This window comes from Williamwhitmania sp. (genome assembly GCA_035529935.1).
In the GTDB taxonomy this organism is placed as follows: Bacteria; Bacteroidota; Bacteroidia; order Bacteroidales; family Williamwhitmaniaceae; genus Williamwhitmania.
Window position 1 is genome coordinate 1 of record DATKVT010000169.1, and the last position, 21,073, is coordinate 21,073.

The window sequence follows — 21,073 nt, forward strand, 5'->3', positions numbered from 1 at the left end:
CGCCTGTATTTTGCAGGACAAACAAAAGGATACAGTATAACAGTTACATTATGGCTTTTATGTATATAGTCACTCACATAACAAAAATATAATTAATTTTCGAAGCAGAGCTTCGAGGAATTAGACCTAACGAGATTAAAATGTTCCTTGCAGTTTATTTCGAGTTTCAATCTCATTCGTATTTCTTCATATTCCGAAGTAAAACGATACAAAGCTTTGGCTCCATGTCCACGAACTTGTGTTGTTCTTTTTTCTTCAAAGAAGGTAATAACTTCATTTAACCTTTCCATTATGGGTTTTATTGGACCTTCTTTAATTTGCACCAAATCAATATCTTCAGAATATCGAGAAGCTGGACTAAGATAGAGTTTGTGTAATGCGGTTCCCCCGCGAAATGCAAGGTTCTCTCTCAAAAAATCGTCAGAGAAAATTTCAACTAATGTTCGTGAAATAATTAAATCCTGTTCAACTTGAGAAAATTCTTTCCAAGGTGCATGTTTCTGCCATTTCGCTATATATGGTTTAGGTATCATAAATCACGTTCTAATCTCACATTAACATCCACTTTCCATTTATTATCAACAGCCCCTGGTTTTTCTTTCGATTTTGGGCTTAATAAAACGGGGAAGAAGTTTTTTGCTTTTAGTTCTGAATAAATTATTTCTTCATATTCCTTTTTTGAACCTAATTCTTCAAGCAAAAAACCTAATCTTTGCAAGGTGCTTTTATTTGGATACCAACTTAAAAGTTCTGACAAATCTGATCCTGTCAATTCTTCAGTTAGCTCCTCAATAGTTGCAAGCATTCTGTTAATACCACCCAATTTTGTCTGATAGTGTATTAAATCAACAATTGTCAAAGCAGGACTGGAAATCTTAAAAATCCCTGCATCGGATTTCTTATGTTGAATATTCTTATCAGACCAGTTAGTTGTTGTGAAGAAACGGATATCTATCGTATTCTTTGAAATGTCGTTGAACTTTGGTTGTTCTGTTATCACGTAATCTCTCTGAACTTGTTGGTGACTTGCTCCGTGAAATTTTGCTGCAGAAAATAAGCCAACGTAATAATTCCTATTAAGATATTGAAATAACTTTTCGCAATAAAGTTGTATAGGAAGTTTCTTAGCAGAAGAATATCTAGGTGTAATGATTAAATAAAACCCTTTTCGGAGGTTTATTACCTCTCCTTTTTCCGATAATCTGTGTAGTTCAAATTTTAAAGAGTTACTGGTACCGTCTGTTGCTTTGGAAATCTCATCGACTGAAAATGAGTAACTTTCAACAGACAACAGGTATTTTATATACTCTTTTGCATTCATCTTTAGGAAATATTCTATAAAAGTATTAAATTATTCTACTATTCTCAAATTATTACTATTCCTTCTTTGTGTGATGGCAAAAAAATTCTGGAAATAGGAAGCCTGCAGGGGCTTTAAATATGTTGTTTGTGGGTGCGCTTTTGCACGGTTTCTCTTAGCATGAAACACAACTCATTTATGACCCACCTATAGGTGTAGCTTATATCTTACTTAAAAGTAAAACAATTTTCACAAAACCAATAAAAACGGCTGCGCTGTTTTTTAAGAACACCCAAAAAGCCCATGGACAGAACCTTGGCTAACTTGAAATAAATTCTACATTTGTGGTAACCAGCATGCAACCACCATGGGCCAAACAGCAATAACCATTTTCTCCATTATCTTTTTTCTGCTCTCCGCCTATGTGGTGTACAAGGGCGTTGTAAGGCGTCAGCCATCGCATCCCGAGCTGCTTAAAAAGCCGTTCCCCGAAGAGTTCCGGGCCATTATGCAGCAGCGTATTCGCTACTACAAAAATCTTTCGCCCGTGGCAAAAGTGGAGTTTGAAAAGCGGATTCTACTGTTCTTGGCGAAAAAAAACATCACCGGAATCGATACCGAGGTAACCGATGAGGATAGGCTCTTTGTGGCCGCCAGCGCCATTATTCCCATGTTTGCGCTCCCCTACTATAGCTACCCCAACGTAACCGAGGTGCTGCTCTACCCCAACTCCTTCGACGACAGCTTCCAAACCAGCCCTACGGTGGAACACCGCAACATCCTTGGCATGGTGGGAAGCGGTTTCCTCAACGGCGAGGTTATACTCTCCAAACCCGACCTAGAGCGCGCTTTCGATGGGCAGCGGCATACGCAAAACGTGGGAATCCATGAGTTTGTCCACCTAATCGACAAGGCCGATGGCGACATCGACGGAATTCCAGAAATACTGATGGAGCACTCCTACTCCCTCGCTTGGCTCAAGGAGATAAAAAAGGAGATTGCACGAATTGAGAAGGGAGAATCTAACATCAACCCATACGCCCTTACCAACAACGCCGAGTTCCTAGCCGTGGCTAGCGAGTACTTCTTCGATGACCCCGAAAAAATGAAGAATCAGCAGCCCGACCTATACGCCTACCTCACCACCATTTTTCACCAAAACCCAGATAGTTACAGGCAAACGGCAAAATGAGGAGATACAGAAAAAGCGATTTTGCGCCGCAATGTGCCCACCGCTTTTTTGAACAAAGCCTCCTTCACGTAAAAATCCACGAAGAGTTGATGGCATTCTGAAAACCACCTCCTTCGCATGGCGGCAACCGCGCCAGATTTTCTGTGTTGATAAAGCCGAGGAATATCTCATCCCCTCCATTTAGAACATCAAATTACGCCACAATAAAACAGCCACTGCACGAATAAAACTGATAACAAGTTTTGGAGTTGGAAGCCTGCAAGGAAGAACTACGGTAGAACATTGAGGTGCTAACAGCTAGGCGTGAGGCAATAAAAGAGCGCGAATAATGCATCACAAGGGCAATGGAAGAGCAGAAAGTTCCTGTGAGAACAGGGCCGAAGAGAACAAAACTTGCATTTCTTCGCTCAATTAAGCGCATCAAAAAACAAGCAATAAGCTGTACAATTAAATAGCACAACCCACCATGTTACCGGTTGGAAGAAAAACCACAAGGCGGCCACCCATAGACAGAAAGGGCTTGAATCAGCAACGCGCTGCTCAAGCCTTAACCTGAAATAGGCAAATACGCCCTACTTTTTTATCTTCTTAATATGAGGCTCCTTCACGTATACCTGGCGCTCGATTGCCTGGTTCAGCGAAATAAAGGTCTCCGTATTCGAAATGCCGGGAATGTTCTGAATGGTGTTTACCAGCACCTCCATCAGATGCTCATTGTCGCGGCAAAAGAGCTTCAGCATCACCGCATAAGGTCCTGTAATAAAATGGCACTCCACCACCTCGGGCATAATTCTGAGTGCCTCTACCACGCCGGGGTACTGGTTCGATTGTGAGAGTTGAACGCCCACAAAGGCGCACACGTCAAAACCCAAGGCCTTGGGTTTCACCACCAGCTGGCTGCCTGCAATGATGCCTGCATCCTCCATTTTCTTGACCCGCTGATGGATAGCAGCACCGCTGATGCCGCACTCACGGGATATTTCCAGAAAGGGCATTCTGGCATTCTTCACTAGAAACGACAGTATCTTCCTGTCAATTTCATCTACTTCAAACTTGTCAGCCATTGCTTTACGATTTCGAAAAGCGAATATAGTAATAGATTGATATTATTTTCATCGTTTTACTAAAAATATATAAGCAAAACAACAAATTTTGTTTAGTCTAAGTTTTCTTTCACGCTGGGAACCATACACTAGTAAAAGAATTAAATTTTTCATAAACGAATTTCTCACCTGCGTTTTAGGTAGTAAAAAAAGGCCAACCCCTAAGAGTTGACCTTTTTTGTAGCCCCACCCAGACTCGAACTGGAATCTAAAGTTTAGGAAACTTTCGTTCTATCCCTTGAACTATGGGGCCATGCATTGAGGATGCAAAATTAGAAAAATAATTGAAAAATTGCAGGCAATATGCACAGGTGGGTAAACCTCTTTAGAAAAGAAAAAAACATGACGGAATACAACGCAGTGCTACGATTCAACCTGCACAAAGAACGCGCAATCGAAATCTTCATTTTAGAAGAATTAAAACAATTTACGTAAAGCATGCCACTTTTTTTTGTGACTGCCGTTTAACAGGTAAAAAATTATTCGTTTCTTAGCTCCCTTATCTTTAAAAAAAAGCACTGCTGACAAAAACGCTGTGATAATAAAGAGTTGACTATGAGAAAACTTTTACCTCTTTCGTTTCTATTTTGGCTATTGCCAATTTTCCTTCTTGCACAGGCCCCTGCTGGTTACTACGATGCCACCAGTGGAAAAACTGGAGCAGAGCTCAAAACGGCTCTTTTCAATATAATTAAAACACACACTCAGAGAACCTATACGCAGCTCTGGACCGACTTCCAAACAACCGATAAAAGAGCCGATGGCTATGTTTGGGATATTTATTCTTCGTGCAATTTTGTTTTTGTTACAGATCAGGATAATGGTACCGGTGGAAGTAACGAGTGCGATAAGTACAACAGGGAGCACTCCTTCCCAAATAGTTGGTTTGGTGGAGTACAATCGTCTCCGATGTACACCGATTTATTCCATCTTTACCCAACCGACAAGAAGGTGAATAATGTACGAAGCAATTATATCTATGGCCTAGTTCAAACACCAAGCTATACCTCTTCAAATGGTAGCAAACTTGGCTCATCTGATCCTACGACGGGTTTTTCAGGAACGGTATTTGAACCGATCGATGAATACAAAGGCGACCTTGCCCGCACCTACTTCTACATGGCCACTTGCTACGAAGATAAAATTGCAAGTTGGACATCGTACAACACAGAGGCAAATGCAATTCTTGATGGTGACTCCTTTCCAGCATACAAAACATGGTACGTCCAGTTACTATTAAAGTGGAGCAACGAAGATCCGGTTAGCCAAAAGGAGATAGACCGCAACAATGCCATTTATGGAATTCAGGGTAACCGAAATCCTTTTATCGATCATCCAGAATATGCAGCCATGATTTGGGATGCCTCCAGCTCGGTAACCACCACCACTAGCTCTCCCATCTCCATCTATCCAAACCCTGCAAACACAGAATTTAAGATTGACCTACCCAACCAAAGTGCTTTTTCGGTTGAGATTTTTGACCTCATAGGGAAGAGAATTAAGAAAATTGATGAGGTTAACCCCAACCAATCCATTCAGGTAGGAGACCTTCGGAATGGACTCTATTTGGTAAGAATAAAATACAATGGTGGCTCAGTTGTAAAGAAAATTACAATCCAAAGGTAAATCCGAAAAACAGACTAAAGACCAAGTTGATAACAGCTTCTTGCTACCGACAAAATCGGTGGTAGTGAGCATACTCACCTCCTCTTAAAAGCTAAACATGCGAAAAAATATACTGTTTCTGTTATTGTGGCTAGTGCCACTCTTGATGTGGGCCCAAGCCCCTACCGGCTACTACAACAACGCCGATGGGAAGACCGGAGCTACGCTTAAAACTGCTCTCTTCAACATCATTAAAACCCATAACGAGCAAACATACGCCCAACTGTGGACTGACTTTCAATCGACAGACAAGAAGGCAAATGGAAAGGTTTGGGATATGTACTCCGACGTACCAGGTGGAACTCCTGCATATGAATTCACCTTTTCCACCAACCAGTGTGGAACTTATTCAAAGGAAGGAGATTGCTACAATCGTGAACACTCCTTCCCTAAAAGTTGGTTTAGCGAGGCCACCCCAATGTACACCGACCTATTCCACCTCTATCCCACCGACGGTAAGGTGAACGGAATGCGAAGCAACTACATTTACTGTGAAGTACTCAATACACCTGAAACCCAGTTCTCCTCCAACGGGAGCAAGTTAGGTCCATCGGATCCCGCTACAGGATTCTCTGGAAAGGCCTTTGAACCCATCGATGAGTATAAGGGCGACCTTGCACGCACCTACTTCTACATGGCCACCTGCTACGAGGATAAAATTGCGAGCTGGGCATCGTACGCCACCGAAGCACAGGGTATTCTTGATGGTGACGCCTACCCAGCTTACAAGAGCTGGTTCGTTCAGCTGCTGCTCAAGTGGAGTAGAGAGGATCCGGTTAGCCAAAAGGAAATTGACCGTAACAATGCAGTGTATGCCATTCAGGGAAACCGCAACCCCTACATCGACCACCCAGAGTATGCGGAGTATGTTTGGGGTGGAGAAACACCCAGCGGAGTTCAGGTCTCCAACATTGCGCTAAATCCAGCGCAGCCAAATGAAACCAACACGGTTAGCATTTCGGCAACGGTTTCTGCTACCAAAACCATTAGCTTGGTTAATTTAAGGTGGGGAACCACATCGAGCATTTCCAATGAGATTTCCATGACCTCAACCGATGGTAGTAACTACACAACAACATCGGCTATTCCTGCACAAGCTGCTGGTAGCACCATATACTATGCCGTTTATGCGGAGGACAATGAGGGTGGGAATAAACTAACCCAAACTCAAAGCTATACCGTTGCAAACAGCGTTGCTCCCACAAACATTCTCTCAGTTGATTTTTCCAGCTGCCTGCCAACGGGTTGGGTGACCTACAGCGTGACATCCAACAAAAACTGGACCTGCTATAGCAACCAATACATGGAGGCCAATGGCTATGGTGGAGATGTGGCTAGCGAAGATTGGTTGGTAACCAGCAAGGTAGATGCAACGAGCTATCACGATGTGGCTTTAACCTTCAACGTGAAAACAAAGTATACCGACACCAACTACCCCAACACCCTAACGGTATACTACTCTACCAACTACCTGGGAGTTGGGAGTCCAAATGCAGCAACATGGAACCTCCTATCCTACACCGTTCCTGCTGCAAACTCCAACGCATTTGCCTCAAGTGGCAGCATTAACCTCGCAGCCGTTGATGGAAAGCAATTCTACATTGGTTTCAAGTATGCTTCTACTGGCGTTGGCTCCAATTCATCAGCACTTTGGGATGTGGACGATGTGGTTGTTACCGCAACACCCGGTTCAAACCCCACCAACCAAGCCCCAGAAATTTCAAGCATTCACAACACACCCGCAAATCCTGAAAAAGGGGCAAATACCACCGTTACCGCATCAGTTTCCGATGCCGATGGCTCGGTTAAAACGGTAACCCTAAGGTATGGTACCGACCAAAACAATCTTAACCAAACGGTAGCAATGGTGCTGCAGTCGGGCACAACTTACACTGGTTCATTCACCTTCCCGCAAGCCAACACGGTTTACTACAAAGTTGAGGCAACAGACAATCAAGACCTAGCGGCAACTTCAATGGTTTATACCATTGATGCAGCGGCCTCATCTAATCAACTTCCAGTAGTTAGCAATGTTTCCTTCAGCCCAAACCAGCCTATGGTGAATTATGAATTAACCATTTCAGCAACAATTACCGATGCTGATGGTACTATTACTAGTGCTACGGTTAATTATGGAGACGCAAGCGATAATATGCCATACCAGCAAGCCATGCAGGTGCAATCCGGCTCAACCTTTGAGGCCACTTTCACTGTTCCGCAACTTACGGCGCTCTACTTCAGCCTTACCGCAACAGATAACCAAGGTGGGAGCATTTCATCATCACCTTCACTGGTTAATCTGTCCACTGGCATTGGCACAACTACTGCCGATAAATTGGAAATTTACCCAAACCCGGCTCACCAACAATTCGCTGTTGCTACCAACGGTAGCACCCCAATAAACATTACCGTTTATGATCTTACGGGGAAGAAAATTATTGAGAGAAGAAGTGTTTTGCCAAATCAAAGCATTGACATTGCTTCACTGAGTAGCGGCATTTACCTCATCCGAATATCAACAGTAAAGGGTATGGTTACAAGAAAACTTAACGTTTCAAAATAACAGACACTGAACATAATGGCTATAGACCATAGCCACAATAAAAAACCCCGGTGAAATTCACCGGGGTTTTTGCTATATGTACTTTTTCTTCGATTGTGTAATCACGAAATCCTTCAAATAAAAGGGTTCAAAGTAGGCAGTGTCAACAAAATTGGAGGATTTAAATGCTTCCAGTGAGGGCAATACCATATTTTTTGCCGAGGAAAAATTATCCTCAAGAAAAATGGCGTTGGCGTGCGAAATAACCGCACGACACTTTGCAGCACCATTTCCAAAGAATACCACCCTGCTCTTTTCCAAAATTGAGGTAAAAGTAGATTCGTCCACAATTGTGGCCTTTACCGATTCAACAACCGCCAGTTGGCTGGAGTATAGCGCCGAATAGACCTCCATTCGTCGGGCATCAATCATGGGGCAAAACACCATGCCTTCAATGTCGTCTCCCCTCTCTTTAAGTGCACCGATGGCTCCAAAAGTCATAGCCTGCAAACTGTCGACTGCAATTAATGGCAAGTTCTGAGCAAAGCAAATTCCCTTTGCTGTGGATACACCAATCCTGAGACCCGTATACGAACCAGGCCCCTTGCTAACTGCCACGGCGCTCAAGTTCTTTGGAGAAATGTTGACCTCCTTCAATATCTCATCAATAAACACGGCTAGCGTAGAGGCATGAGAACGGCCCTCGCTATTTTCTCGACAACACAAAAGCTGCCCTTCGTTAAAAAGGGCAGCAGAGCACACATCGGTGCTAGTTTCCAGCATAAGAATTAATGCCATCTATTTCATTTTATCAAACAGCTTGTCTTTAGGAACAATCTGCACAAGAACAGAATCTTTCAACCGGCGCGAAATTACACTAAATGGCGCAACAACCACGTTCATAGAATCGGTAAGACCGCTTGTTACTTCAATGTAGCTGTCATCCTGAATTCCGGTAGTAACAGGTATCTGCTTAATTTTGTTAGTCGACATTACCGCATACACTATCTCCTGTGGTTTGTCTGTTTCGGGCTTAATAGTCTTGGTCTTCTGGTTGCTATTGTCATTGTTATTCGAAGCGGTTTCGTCATCACTGGCACTTCCGTTATCCATTTTTGAACTATCGATCTTCACGCTAACAGCCTGAATGGGTACTGAAAGCACATTTACCTTACGCTCAGTTTGAATATCAACAGTGGCTGACATTCCTGGACGAAATGGGTTGGTGATACCCTTCTTCAGCAAATCGGCGTACGATTCTTCGAGAAGCAAAATTCGAACCTCAAAGCTGGTAACCTGATCCGATGAAGTTCCCTGAACGCTGGCAGAGTTGGCAATTTGAGTTACAATACCACGAAATTTTCTATCCATATAGGCATCCACCTCAACAAGTGCTGTATCTTTTAACCTAACCCGAATAATATCGTTTTCGTTAACGTCTACCCGAACCTCCATGTTGCTGAGGTTGGCCAAACGCATCAGCTCTGTTCCAGCCATCTGTGCTGTTCCTACCACGCGCTCGCCCTTTTCAACGTTGAGCTTCGAAATAGTTCCCGATACAGGAGCATAAATGGTGGTCTTTGATAGGCTTTCTCTTGCTTCACGGAGCGATGCTGCTGCACTACTTACACTATACTTTGCTGCTTGTTGGTCTCCTTGGGCAACCTTATATTGTGCCTCAGCCGTTTCATAATCGGATTGAGAAATGGCCTTCTGTTTAAAAAGATCCTGGTTCCTATTATAGGACAACTTCGCTTGCTGAAGCTGAGCATCGGCCTGCACGAACCTTGCATTAGCAGAGTTCAACGCAGCTTCGGCGCGCTCCAAGCCGCTGATATAAATATCGGGCTTAATCTTAAGAAGAAGCTGGCCTCTGGTAACCTTATCGCCCTCCTTAACAGGCAACTCAACAATTTCGCCAGAAACATCAGGGCTAATCTTAACCTCGGTAACTGGTTGAATTTTACCGTTTGCAGTTATTGTTTCCACAATGGTTCTATAGGTTGGCTTTTCAACTGCCACCTTTATGGCATCCTCCTTGCCTATCCATCCAGCATATTTACCAACAATGATAAACACCACAATGACAGCAACTCCTATCAATGCATATTTGAGGGTGTGGTTCTTCTTTTTCATTAGAAAATATTTTAATGTTTATTATTTTAAAGTTATGGGGCTAAAGCTTAATGGGCATTCCTCGGTAAAAGTCCAGTATTTTAGTTTTAAAAATATACTCATACTTTGCCTGAAGCAGGTCGGATTGAGCCTTGGTAAGCTTACTCTTTGCAGTGTTGTAGTCGATGGAGTTGATTAATCCCAAGTTGAACCTATTCTGAGTGTAGTTATATGATTCCTGCATGGTAGCTACCGACTTCTTGGTAGAAACATAGCGGCGATAGGATGCAACTGCATCAGCATAGGCCTGCTGTATATTCTTGAAAAGTGTATTTTTTTCAATATCCAGATTAATCTTGGCTCTTTGAAAATTAGCAGTAGCGCTACTGGTATTGTAATGGTTCGAAAATCCAGAAAAAATTGGAATGCTCAAATTCAGATAAACGCCCAAGTTGGCGTTATCCTTCATCTGGTTAAAGAATGGATACTTTTCAGTTATTGGCACACCGTTCACCAGCTTTACTTGTTCCCTGACATCCGAGTAGCTGGAGCCATAGGAAACATTTAATGATAGCTGAGGATAATAACCACCCTTGGCAATATCGATGGATTTTTGCGCACTTTCAACTCGAAACTCCGCCGACTTTATTTCCGGCATGCTTTTTTCTGCAATCGGGTAAATATCTTGTGATTGAACGTTTACGGAAACGATGAGAACTGAATCAAGATTTGGAGCACTAACTTCAATTACGCTGTCCCGTAAATCCAAATATTGCGTAAGGGTTAACTTGGACATGTAGAGATTGTTTTGCGCATCAACCAGCTGCAACTCTTCCGATGCTTCCTGTGCCTGAACATCGAGAAGGTTCCCAATAACAACCTTACCGGCATCAACCAACTTTTTTGTTTGATCTACCTGCAACTTGGTAAGTGATAGCTGGTCATCTGCAACCTTTGTCAGCTCCTGATTAAACAATATTTGTAGATAGGCTGCAGCGATATTGAGCGAAATGTCGTTTTTCAACTTTTCAAAATCTTGCAGCCCGGCCATCAGGTCAAGGTTGTTTTTTTTGATGCTATTTTGTTTTTGAAAACCAGCAAAAAGAATCATGCTACCAGAAAGGGAAGCATTGGTATATTTTACTGTTTGATTCGAAAACTGATAGGTTGTTTGATCGAGCGCGCGACCATTGCTTACACTCTGTGTACCGCCAACATCAATCGATGGGAGCAACCCATAGCGAGAAGCATTCAAGGTATTCTTCTGAACCGTTAAACCTTCCGCCTGACTTTTTATGGAAAGGTTGTTCTCAAGTGCATAGCTGATGCATTTCTGCAAGCTCCATGTTGTTGTTGTCGGTTGAAGGCTATCAATTTTCTCTTGGCTGAATGAAGTTAGCGAAAGTAGCAGCATTGTTGTGACCAACATGCCTGCTTTGAACGCAAAAAATTGTAATCGCATAGCAAATATTTTCAGGTAAAAATCAGTTTTTTAGACAGGAGTTCATCCTGTTAGTTTAATTACAAAGCCAAAGGCATCGTTATGAACAACGCACTAAAAACAGATTTGATGCATATAAAGGTATAAAAACATTGCAAAACAACAGGATGTTGAGACAAAGGAAGTGTGCAATTGAGAATTTATTGCGCAATAAAATGTCAATCATCGTCCTGTATTATAAGATGTTAAACTAAGCACTTCAATATTTCATAACGGTGAATTAATATTAATAATTAGTGTTGCCAAATGCGAGGTGTTTTTGAAAAATGATTTCGCTGGGCATTTTAAAAAATAGTAGTAAGTTTACCCTTCTAGTTCGCCAAATTTTACGCTTATGGTTTTCAAACTTAAAATTCGACAGAAAATACAACTCTTTATCCTGTCAACAGTAATCGCAATATTTATTGTAACTATTGGATATATAAGCCTTTCGGCTCGTCGAATGGCGACCTCAAGTGCAACAGCTCTTACCGATGCCCGAGCCGAGGAATCCGCGTTGAACATAGAGGGCAAGCTCAATGCAGAGATGTCCATTGTTCGGACCTTCTCGCAAGCATTTTTGGAGTATCACCAACTCACAAGCGCTGAAAGGAAAAGCCTTTACTCCCAAATGTATCTTCGGGTACTTGAAAAAAATCCGCAAATTGACGCTATTTGGGACAGCTGGGAGTTGAGCAATCTCGATCCCACATGGACCAAACCCTATGGAAGAGAGTTCTTTCTCTGCTGGCGAGAGGACGGCGAAATAAAAACAAAAGCGGAAATACGCAGCCTTACGGGTGATCCACCTCATTACGCTGCCATGAAGGCGGCAGGGGTAGAAAATATTGCAGAGCCATATATCTCCGAAGTCCAAAAAGGCGGACTAATGACCACCCTCGTTTCCCCCATGTTTGAGAAGGGAAAATATATCGGGCTCATCGGAATTGACCTTCTGCTTACAAGATTTCAGGAATACGTAAACCAAATTAAGCCTTTCGAAAACAGCTATGCATTTATGGTTTCCGCCAAGGGTATGTATATTGCTTTTCCTGATACTTCCTATATTGGAAAAAATATTAATGATTTTGCTTTCAGCAAAAAGCTGAATGAAAAATACAAATTACTGGATAAGATACAGAAAGGAGAAAACTTCAACTTAACAGTTAAAAATGAGAATGGCGAGGAGTATTACTATTCAGTTTCACCCATAAATGTTGGTCAAACAGGGACTCCTTGGGCCCTTGCCATTGCCGTTCCCATGAAGGCAATGCTAAGCCAAGCCAACCATGCATACAACGTCTCTATCATTACAGGAATCATTGGATTGCTTATTCTGATATTGGTAATATTCCTCCTTTCCAACAGCATAACCTCCCCAATTAGCATGGTAACTAAAAGTTTAGGTCTTATGTCAACTGGCAAAGTCGATAGAACCATGCGGCAAAACTTTAAGACTGGCGATGAGATTGATGATATGACAAAGGCGCTTAACATATCCATAGACGGTTTGGTGGATAAGGCCGAATTTGCCCTTGAAATTGGGCAGGGAAACTTAAATGTAGACCTTAACCTGCTTAGCAACGATGATATTTTGGGCAAAGCCTTGCTGAACATGCGCGATAGCCTCCTCAAGGCAGAGAAGGATGAAGAGGAAAGGAAATCAGAGGAGGCGAAAGTTCAGTGGGCAAATAAGGGCCTTGCCTCATTTACTGAGATTCTCCGCCAAAGCAACGAGACAATGGAGGTGCTTGCTGACAATATTTTAAAGCACCTTGTTCGTTACCTCAATGCCATCCAGGGTGGTGTCTTTATTAAAAATGACGACAATAGCCATAATATCCAATACGATCTGGTAGCCGCTTTCGCCTTCGACCGCAAAAAATATCTTACCAAATCGTACGAGGAGGCTGAAGGGCTGGTTGGTGCCTGTGCTGCCGAAAAAGCCACCATATACCTAACCGAAATACCACAAAACTATATTGAAGTTACCAGTGGCCTTGGCGATGCAAACCCTAACGTTCTTCTACTTGTGCCACTAAAAGTTGAAGATACCATTCTTGGTGTAATTGAGATTGCCTCGTTCTACAAGATGCAAAAGCACGAAATTGAATTCGTAGAAAAGATAGCCCAAAACATCGGCTCCACCATTCAAACAGTGCGCATCAACGAAAAAACGAAGAAGCTGCTAGAGCAATCGCAGCAGCAAGCCGAAATTATGGCCGCACAGGAGGAGGAGATGCGCCAAAACATGGAAGAACTGCAAGCCACACAGGAGGAGTCGGCACGAAAAGGCGCCGAAATGGAGGGCCTTGTTAATGCGTTAAATGCCTCCAGCTACGTGGCGGAGTATGACCCACACGGCAATGTTATTAATGTTAACGATGCATTTGCCAACTTGCTCGGATCCTCAAGAGAGGAAGTTATTGGAACACACCATATTGACGGTATCGACATGGCCTCTTTCGTTGACCAAAGCTATGAGGAGTTCTGGAACGATTTGCTGCGAGGCAAAATAAAAAAGCACACAACCCACCTTAAAATGCACGGTAAAAGCATTGTGCTTTTAGAAACCTACACTCCGATTGTAAACGAACACGGGGAAGTTTCTAAAATACTGAAGATATCAACAGACGTTACCGATATTCATTCGTCAAGGTGAAAATAAAAATGGCCGCGCTTCTGCTGCCATTTTTTATTCCGTTTCAAAAACGACTTCGTAACCGCTAAATGTTCTAAGGTTAATAACCTTTTGCCCATCAAACATAAGGTACTGTCCCCTAATTCCGGTCAAAATACCTTCCACCGTTTTATCTTTATCAAAGCTGGACGAAACGATCGATGTAGGATACTCCTCTACCGGATAACGAATTTCAAACACGTTGTTATTTGGAAGAAAAAAGGGAGCATGGTTAGCAGGAAAAAGGATTCGGGCTCGCTCTCGCTGCTCCATCAAGTCAATCCCTTCATGAACAACGCCTAGCAACATTTTTCGCCAATCAGTCTTATCCGAAAAATTGGCTTTTAAAGCAACCTCAAGCGTTCCGGCAAGGTACCTATTTGGCAACTCGGCTATACAAATGGCACTCGAAGCTCCTTGATCAATCCATCGAGTTGGCACCTGAGTCTTGCGAGTGACCCCAACTTTTAAGCCCCCTGAAAGTGCGAGATATACATAATGGGGCTGCAGGCAATGCGAGGTTGCCCACTCCATGCTACGCGCCACTCCTTCGTGTGCTCTACAGAGTTCCGGCCTTAAAATGCATGGCTCCGTTTCTGGGATCGAAATAAAGCAAGGATAGCAATACCCCTGTCCGTAACTTGTTATTGTAAGCCCCCCACAACTTAGGCACCGGATGGTTCCTGACCAAGAAATTTGAATATGTCGGCCTATTAGTGCATTCATCTCCACCCTTTTGCCACCAAGGAGCAAACCGTAGCGAACAACTGAACTGCTTTTCTCAATGGATACCTCCATTTTAACTAAACCACCGCTTACCTTCATACCCTTGTGTTTTCGGACAATATAGAAAAACATATCACACCTAATCGACTTCGTTCGTCAAAATAATTTCAAAATAACACTACCGTGTATTGCATAGTATTTATTTTTGAATGTATATTTGCATAACATCTTACAGTGTATAACATAATATCATAAAACAATGAAAAGCACAATCAACGTTAACATTGGAGGGCAGTCGTTTGTAGTTGACGAGGATGCCTACCACGTGCTTAGTACCTATCTTGAATCTTGGGAAATAAACCTTTCCAGCGATTCTGGAAAACGGGAAATTTTAGATGACATGGAAGCACGTATTGCCGAGCTGTTTTTGGAGCGAGTAAAAATCCCTGGACAGGTGGTTACCCTATCGATAGTTGAAGAGGTAATAACCATTATGGGGAAGCCCGACCAAGCCGGCTCATTCGATGAGGGACATAGCACCTACACCGGTAAACCATATCGTCGGATGTATCGGGATCCCGATAACCGATTTCTAGGTGGCGTTTGCTCCGGTATGGGACTTTACTGGAGAGTCGATCCAATTATTTTCAGGCTACTTTTTATACTTGCCTTTTTCACCTTTTTCTCCGGTGTAATTCTCTACCTCTTACTTTGGATTGCAATTCCCAAGGCTGTTACCCCTGCCCAAAAGTTGGAAATGAGGGGAGAACCCATTACGGTTGAAAACATTAGAAGGGCAGTAGCCAATGAGTTCAATGAAATTTTTTCAAAAAAGCATTAAAAACGTAAAGCCATGAACGCAGAAAACGTTAAGGCCCAAATGCGTAAAGGTGTTTTGGAGTATTGCATCCTTTCCATTCTTTCCAAACAGGATGCCTATGCAACCTCCATCATACAGCAGCTTAAAGAGGCCGAAATGATAGTAGTAGAAGGAACGCTTTATCCGCTCCTGACCCGTCAGAAAAACCAAGGGCTACTCAACTATCGATGGGAAGAGAGCACACAAGGGCCACCCCGCAAATACTACTCTCTCACCGATAAGGGAAAATATTTTCTAGCGGACCTAGATTCCGCCTGGAGTGAGTTGGTCGAAACTGTCAAAAAAATCAGAGAAAACAAGTAGCAAACCATGGAAAAGGTAATTCATTCAAACATAGGCAGTGTGGCCTTTAAGTTGGACGACGAGGCTTACACCATTCTGAGCAACTACTTTGCCGACATTCGAAAAGAATTTTCCGGAAAGCCGGGAGCCGAAGAAATTGGAGATGACGTTGAAGCCAGAGTAGCGGAGCTGCTCGGTGAAATGCAGGATAGCAAAGATGCTACCATTACGGCAGCAATGGCAAAAAAGGTAATCGCCCAGATTGGAACACCAGAACAGATGGAGCCAAGCGATGGTGAGAGTGCAGAAGAAGAACCATCTGAGGGGTTTAGGCGCTACCCAAAGCGGCTTTTTAGAGATAAAGAGCATAGCGTTTTTGGTGGGGTTTGCTCTGGACTAGGGGTTTACTTCAACTCAGACCCTATTCTTTTCAGGGTTGTTTTTATTCTTCTCTTTTTGATTCCCCTTTTTAATCATCATTTTCATCTTTTTGGGAACGGCTTTTCTTTGCTCAGCTATTTAGTGCTTTGGGCAATTGTTCCAGTTGCAAAAACCCATCGTCAAAAGATGGAGATGCATGGAGATGCGTTCAATATTCACTCCGTGAAATCAAAAGTTGAGGAGGAGTTCAAGGAGGCATCCGAAAGCCTTAAAAGGAGAACCGGAGGTGGCAACTTTATGAATCGTTTAGGTTCTGTACTTGGTGAAATTTTACTCGTTTTTGCCAAGATACTCAAGGTGTTCTTCAAAATAATTTTTGGGATATTTGCTGCAATATTCATTATTGTAGGGGTTTCCCTTATTGTCGCAATGTTGGCTATCATGTTTTTTGGCCCGAGCGATTTCATCACCGACGGTACCATGAACTGCCACTTTTACATTCGTGACCTAGCTTCTGTATTTGTTGGACAATCAGGATTTTGGGGCATTACCATTCCCGGCACTCTGCTAATACTAATTCCTACCATTGGTCTAATATACCTTGGCCTTCGTCTTGCATTTAAGTTTAAGGCAAACGATAGGGCCATTGGACTTTCGGCACTGGTTATTTGGGTAGCAGCACTAGCCGTTGGATTGGGGTATGGGGTATCGGAACTCAACAGCTTTAAGCACGGCGAGTGGGTTAAAACTTCGCAACAGTTTGAAAATGCAAAGCCAGATACGCTATTTATTGCTTCACCCGATATGGCAAACCTCCCAACATTCTGCAACACTAGGATGGACTTCGACGATGATAACGTTAAGATCTACTCCGACGGAAAAAATATCAGGACCCTTGCAAGTCTTAATATCATAAATGGCAAGGACCAACCGCTTAGCGTATCTACCGATCTCTATTCGAGAGGAATAACTACCACAATGGCGAAACAAAATGCGAGTTCAATTGATGTCTCAACTTCGTTAAGTAGGGATACGCTAACCATTGATCCGGTGTTAACCTTTAGTAAGGACAAAAAGTGGCGCAACCAGAAGGCAATCATTAACCTCACAATTCCCGAAGGTACTGTAATCCATTTTGACTCCAACCTCTACTCGCTCCTGCAACAATCAAACAACAGTTTCAACTATGTAGCAGGCTATATGGCAGGTGGATACTATCGCTTGACCGATGATGGGCTACAAAATACAGACACAAAAAACTAGATTTTAAGCTGAGGTGCTTGGCACAAAAAAGAAAATTATTACATTTGCACCGCAATAAAATGCGGCACTGACCTATGGTGTAACGGCAGCACTACTGATTTTGGTTCAGTTAGCCCAGGTTCGAATCCTGGTAGGTCAACAAAAAACCCCGATTTCTCGGGGTTTTTTTATAGGTCAACACTACGGGTTAAATATTCGGAGTAATTCTTAATTTTTGGCTGGTAAACCTCGGTGAGCAAAGGCGATGAGATAATAAAATCAGCCGTTGATCGATTACTGGCAGTAGGAATATTATAAAGAACCGCTATTCGTAACAGCGCCTTGATGTCCACGTCGTGGGGCTGCTGTTCCATGGGATCCCAAAAGAAAATGAGCATGTCAACCTTCCCCTCTGCAATCATGGCACCAAGCTGCTGATCGCCACCAAGAGGTCCTGACTTCAACTTTGCTATCTTAAGTCCCTTCGAGGCATGACCCTCCTTGAAGTGTATAGCTTCTTCAATTAACTTTCCCGTTGTACCAGTGCAAATAAGATCGTGTCGCAACAGCTCTGTTGAGTTCCACTCAACCCATTCTATCATATCCTTCTTGCGATTGTCGTGCGCAACCAACGCAATGGTTTTTTTTGCTTCCATCTCTAAAATTTATTTATACCTAATAAAAACATGCTGCAAATTTACGCTATTCCAACCACTATTGTCGCTTTTATCAGCTAAGAGACCATTAATTGTTCCGGTAACGATTGCAAAAAACAACAGGAACATTTTAATCATACAATTGACATAGAAGAGTATATCCCAAAATCGAAATGCATTATGGTGAGAATATTTATCAGGTGTTCATTTTCGAACAGAGATTGTTCGTTTTCATTCATTTTCAATGTGGCTTACAGGCATAATTTTTTTCTAGGCAACTACAGTTCTGAGTATTGTAATATTTGGCTTAATGGTTGTTTAAAAAGTGTTTAACCAAATTCGGGACCTATTGCGATTATAAAAAAGGCACAACCAATGATAAAAAACTATATTGTTACTGCACTACGGAACATTAGCCGATCCAAATTCTACTCATTAATCAACATCATTGGGCTTTCCACGGGCATCCTGGCGGCTATACTTATTATTCTTTACGTTAAGGACGAGCTGGGTTATGATAAGTTTTACAAGAATCACGAAAGAGTTTTTAGAATAGAATCCCGTTTCAATATTGGCGGCAGTGAAGATATTGTGGCAGTGACCTCCCCTGCCATTGGACCAATGCTTGCTCAGGAATTCCCCCAAGTTGAAAAATTTGTTCGTTTAGCCAGTTTTAGAGACAACGAGCTATCATACAACGGAAAAAAGTTCGAAATTAAGCAGGGGTATTGGGTTGATACCACCTTTTTTGATGTGTTCAACCAGCACTTTATTGCAGGTGACCCCACCAATGCCTTAACCCAACCAAATGCAGTTGTGCTAACCGCATCAATTGCCAACCAAATGTTTGGAAGTTCTCCGGCCGTGGGGAAAACCATTACAACACCCGACAATCAGAATTTTACGGTAACTGCTGTAATCCGTGACCTCCCTAAAAATACACACACAAAATTTGACGCCCTCTTTTCGCTTAAAACCATTGAAAAAAGAGCTGGCTCAAATAGGTTCAACAACATGAATGCAGAGGCCTTCTTTGGCATAAACGTATACACATTTGTACTCCTAAGGCAACCGTCCGACATGGATTCTATTCTGGCCAAAAACGACTACCTCTACCAAAAGTATATGGCCTCCGCGGGCGAAAAGCTTAACGCCAAGTTTAGGATGGAGACTCAACCGCTAGCAGAGCTTCACTTTAGTAGGAAAGAACTTAAGGGTGATGAGCCTGTTGGTAACCGTAAATTGATTATACTCTTTGCACTAGTGGCACTCCTCATACTGGTAATTGCGGCTATCAACTACATGAATATGGCAACGGCAAGGTCGGCCAATCGAGCAAAGGAAGTTGGCATACGAAAAGTGCTGGGCGCCCAGAGGTCAAGGCTAGTATTGCAATTCTTGGCAGAATCAGTGATTATATCGCTTGCATCGCTTGCATTGGCATACATTGCAGCCGAAGCTATCATTGATCCTTTCAACGCCCTAACGGGCAAAAATATTACAAGGGCTGAATTATACCAGCCACTGGTTCTTGGGCTAAGCTTTGCAGTAGCTATTTTTATTGGTCTTGTATCGGGCAGCTATCCAGCAGGCTACCTTTCTTCGTTCAATCCAATTGAAGTTTTGAAGGGTAAAGCATCAACATCATCGAGCAAAGTATTGCTACGGAAGTTACTGGTAGTAATTCAGTTCACTATTTCGGTAATAATGATCATCGGAACCGTGGTGGTAAGCATGCAGCAATCCTACATTCGAAACAAGAACCTTGGCTTCGACTCCAACAATCTTTATGTCTATCGGGAAACGGATACAACCGCCAGAAAAAAAACGGAGTTCATCCGCGACCAGCTGCTCAAGACTCCATATATCGAAGATTTTTCATCGTCCATTACACCCTTAGGAATGGGTAACGACCTACGCGTATTCAGGGTTGAACAGCAAGCGGAAGGAATGAAAGAGTTTACGGTCGCCGCCTACTATGTTGATTTTGACTTTCTGCGCATGATGAAAATCCCCATCCTCGAAGGACGACCATTCGAAAAAGGCAATGCATCAGACAGCACTAAAGCATATATTATTAACGAAGCCGCCGCAAAATTTTTTGGATGGAATAAAAACGCTCTTGGTAGGCGGATTTACATGGTTGACGACATTGAAGCAAATTCAGACAAAATAGGACAAGTTATTGCGGTGGTAAAAGATTTCCATTTTCAAAGCGTTCACAATGTAATTGAACCATTTATCATTGTTGTTCCAAACTTTCCGCTTCCCAGCATGAATGTGCGCATCAAACCAGGCAAAGAGAAAGAGGCCTATGCTGCAATCGACAAGGTGAGAAAAGAGGCCGGTGCAACAACCGACATCAACATTTTTCCCTACAAAGAGCGGCTCAACGAGGATTACGCAGCCGAAGAAAAACTTGGCTGGTTGTTTAGAGTTTTCTCGCTTCTAACCATTTTCACCTCCATTCTTGGGTTAATGGGCCTAACCTCGTACCTCACCGAACAAAGGACAAAAGAGATTAGCATACGTAAAGTGATGGGCGCAAAATCGTGGAGCATCACAAAAATGTTGACATTGGAATATATTAAGCTAGTACTGCTTGCCAACCTTATTGCGTGGCCCATTGCCTATATCGCGGCAACGAGTTGGCTTCAGGGGTATGCCTATCGGATAAACTTTGGTATTTCACCATTCTATTGGCAAACATTATTCCCATTTGTATTAGCAACCCTAGTATCGTTAGTGGTTGCAATAGTAACTGTTGGTTGGCTTGCCAAAAAGGCGGCCGAAACAGATCCAGCCTTTGCTCTAAAGCAGGAGTAAGGT

The 21,073-nt window shown here is 42.8% G+C and carries 17 protein-coding genes and 2 tRNA genes; 9 read left to right on the plus strand and 10 right to left on the minus strand.

What is annotated here, in order from left to right; all coding sequences use genetic code 11:
- The 3 genes from VMW01_12595 to VMW01_12605 form a co-directional block, all read right to left on the minus strand.
- Window positions 1-77: IS200/IS605 family transposase (locus VMW01_12595; protein HUW07091.1), on the minus strand; the 77-nt coding region annotated here is incomplete at its 3' end.
- A gap of 15 nt (window positions 78-92) precedes the next feature.
- Window positions 93-533, minus strand: a complete 441-nt coding sequence (locus tag VMW01_12600; GenBank protein HUW07092.1) for a nucleotidyl transferase AbiEii/AbiGii toxin family protein — start codon at window positions 531-533, stop codon at window positions 93-95.
- Window positions 530-1,321, minus strand: a complete 792-nt coding sequence (locus VMW01_12605) for a type IV toxin-antitoxin system AbiEi family antitoxin (GenBank protein HUW07093.1) — start codon at window positions 1,319-1,321, stop codon at window positions 530-532. The genes VMW01_12600 and VMW01_12605 overlap by 4 nt, the downstream gene beginning before the upstream one ends.
- Before the next feature lie 346 nt (window positions 1,322-1,667).
- Between VMW01_12605 and VMW01_12610 the strand changes: the two genes are divergently transcribed.
- Window positions 1,668-2,492, plus strand: a complete 825-nt coding sequence (locus tag VMW01_12610; protein ID HUW07094.1) for a M90 family metallopeptidase — start codon at window positions 1,668-1,670, stop codon at window positions 2,490-2,492.
- A 572-nt stretch (window positions 2,493-3,064) separates the two neighbouring features.
- Here the strand turns inward: VMW01_12610 and VMW01_12615 are convergent.
- Window positions 3,065-3,556, minus strand: a complete 492-nt coding sequence (locus VMW01_12615) for an Lrp/AsnC ligand binding domain-containing protein (GenBank protein HUW07095.1) — start codon at window positions 3,554-3,556, stop codon at window positions 3,065-3,067.
- Between the two features lie 220 nt (window positions 3,557-3,776).
- Window positions 3,777-3,848, minus strand: a tRNA-Arg gene (locus VMW01_12620).
- Between the two features lie 302 nt (window positions 3,849-4,150).
- Here VMW01_12620 and VMW01_12625 point away from each other — a divergent pair.
- Both VMW01_12625 and VMW01_12630 read left to right on the plus strand, forming a co-directional pair.
- Window positions 4,151-5,221, plus strand: coding sequence for an endonuclease (locus tag VMW01_12625; protein ID HUW07096.1), 1,071 nt, complete (start codon window positions 4,151-4,153; stop codon window positions 5,219-5,221).
- Window positions 5,222-5,318: 97 nt separating this feature from the next.
- On the plus strand, window positions 5,319-7,823 hold the full coding sequence (locus VMW01_12630) for an endonuclease (GenBank protein HUW07097.1): 2,505 nt from the start codon (window positions 5,319-5,321) through the stop codon (window positions 7,821-7,823).
- Between the two features lie 72 nt (window positions 7,824-7,895).
- Here VMW01_12630 and tsaB read toward each other — a convergent pair whose 3' ends face one another.
- Genes tsaB through VMW01_12645 form a run of 3 tightly spaced genes read right to left on the minus strand, consistent with a single transcriptional unit; the run spans window position 7,896 to window position 11,379 of the window.
- Entirely contained in the window at window positions 7,896-8,600 is a 705-nt protein-coding gene (gene tsaB, locus VMW01_12635) for a tRNA (adenosine(37)-N6)-threonylcarbamoyltransferase complex dimerization subunit type 1 TsaB (protein ID HUW07098.1), read from the minus strand.
- The gene (locus VMW01_12640) at window positions 8,601-9,938 is read right to left on the minus strand and encodes an efflux RND transporter periplasmic adaptor subunit (protein ID HUW07099.1); all 1,338 of its coding nucleotides are present in this window, start codon (window positions 9,936-9,938) and stop codon (window positions 8,601-8,603) included.
- Between the two features lie 40 nt (window positions 9,939-9,978).
- Window positions 9,979-11,379: a TolC family protein gene (locus VMW01_12645; GenBank protein ID HUW07100.1), complete on the minus strand. Its 1,401-nt coding sequence runs from the start codon at window positions 11,377-11,379 to the stop codon at window positions 9,979-9,981.
- Between the two features lie 373 nt (window positions 11,380-11,752).
- On the opposite strand from VMW01_12645, the gene VMW01_12650 reads away from it, so the two are divergent.
- Entirely contained in the window at window positions 11,753-14,059 is a 2,307-nt protein-coding gene (locus tag VMW01_12650; protein HUW07101.1) for a cache domain-containing protein, read from the plus strand.
- A gap of 33 nt (window positions 14,060-14,092) precedes the next feature.
- Here VMW01_12650 and VMW01_12655 read toward each other — a convergent pair whose 3' ends face one another.
- Window positions 14,093-14,902, minus strand: coding sequence for a DUF2797 domain-containing protein (locus VMW01_12655; GenBank protein HUW07102.1), 810 nt, complete (start codon window positions 14,900-14,902; stop codon window positions 14,093-14,095).
- Window positions 14,903-15,062: 160 nt separating this feature from the next.
- On the opposite strand from VMW01_12655, the gene VMW01_12660 reads away from it, so the two are divergent.
- The 4 genes from VMW01_12660 (at window position 15,063) to VMW01_12675 (ending at window position 17,748) form a co-directional block, all read left to right on the plus strand.
- Complete coding sequence (locus tag VMW01_12660) at window positions 15,063-15,644, plus strand: PspC domain-containing protein (GenBank protein ID HUW07103.1); 582 nt, start codon at window positions 15,063-15,065, stop codon at window positions 15,642-15,644.
- Window positions 15,645-15,656: 12 nt separating this feature from the next.
- Entirely contained in the window at window positions 15,657-15,986 is a 330-nt protein-coding gene (locus VMW01_12665) for a PadR family transcriptional regulator (GenBank protein ID HUW07104.1), read from the plus strand.
- 6 nt (window positions 15,987-15,992) lie between these two features.
- On the plus strand, window positions 15,993-17,609 hold the full coding sequence (locus tag VMW01_12670; protein ID HUW07105.1) for a PspC domain-containing protein: 1,617 nt from the start codon (window positions 15,993-15,995) through the stop codon (window positions 17,607-17,609).
- Window positions 17,610-17,677: 68 nt separating this feature from the next.
- Window positions 17,678-17,748 (plus strand) — tRNA-Gln (locus VMW01_12675).
- A 28-nt stretch (window positions 17,749-17,776) separates the two neighbouring features.
- On the opposite strand, the gene VMW01_12680 is transcribed toward VMW01_12675, so the two are convergent.
- Window positions 17,777-18,244 (minus strand): methylglyoxal synthase, encoded by a 468-nt coding sequence (locus VMW01_12680; GenBank protein HUW07106.1) that lies wholly within the window; start codon window positions 18,242-18,244, stop codon window positions 17,777-17,779.
- A 375-nt stretch (window positions 18,245-18,619) separates the two neighbouring features.
- On the opposite strand from VMW01_12680, the gene VMW01_12685 reads away from it, so the two are divergent.
- The gene (locus VMW01_12685; GenBank protein HUW07107.1) at window positions 18,620-21,070 is read left to right on the plus strand and encodes an FtsX-like permease family protein; all 2,451 of its coding nucleotides are present in this window, start codon (window positions 18,620-18,622) and stop codon (window positions 21,068-21,070) included.
- Window positions 21,071-21,073: the final 3 nt, after the last annotated feature.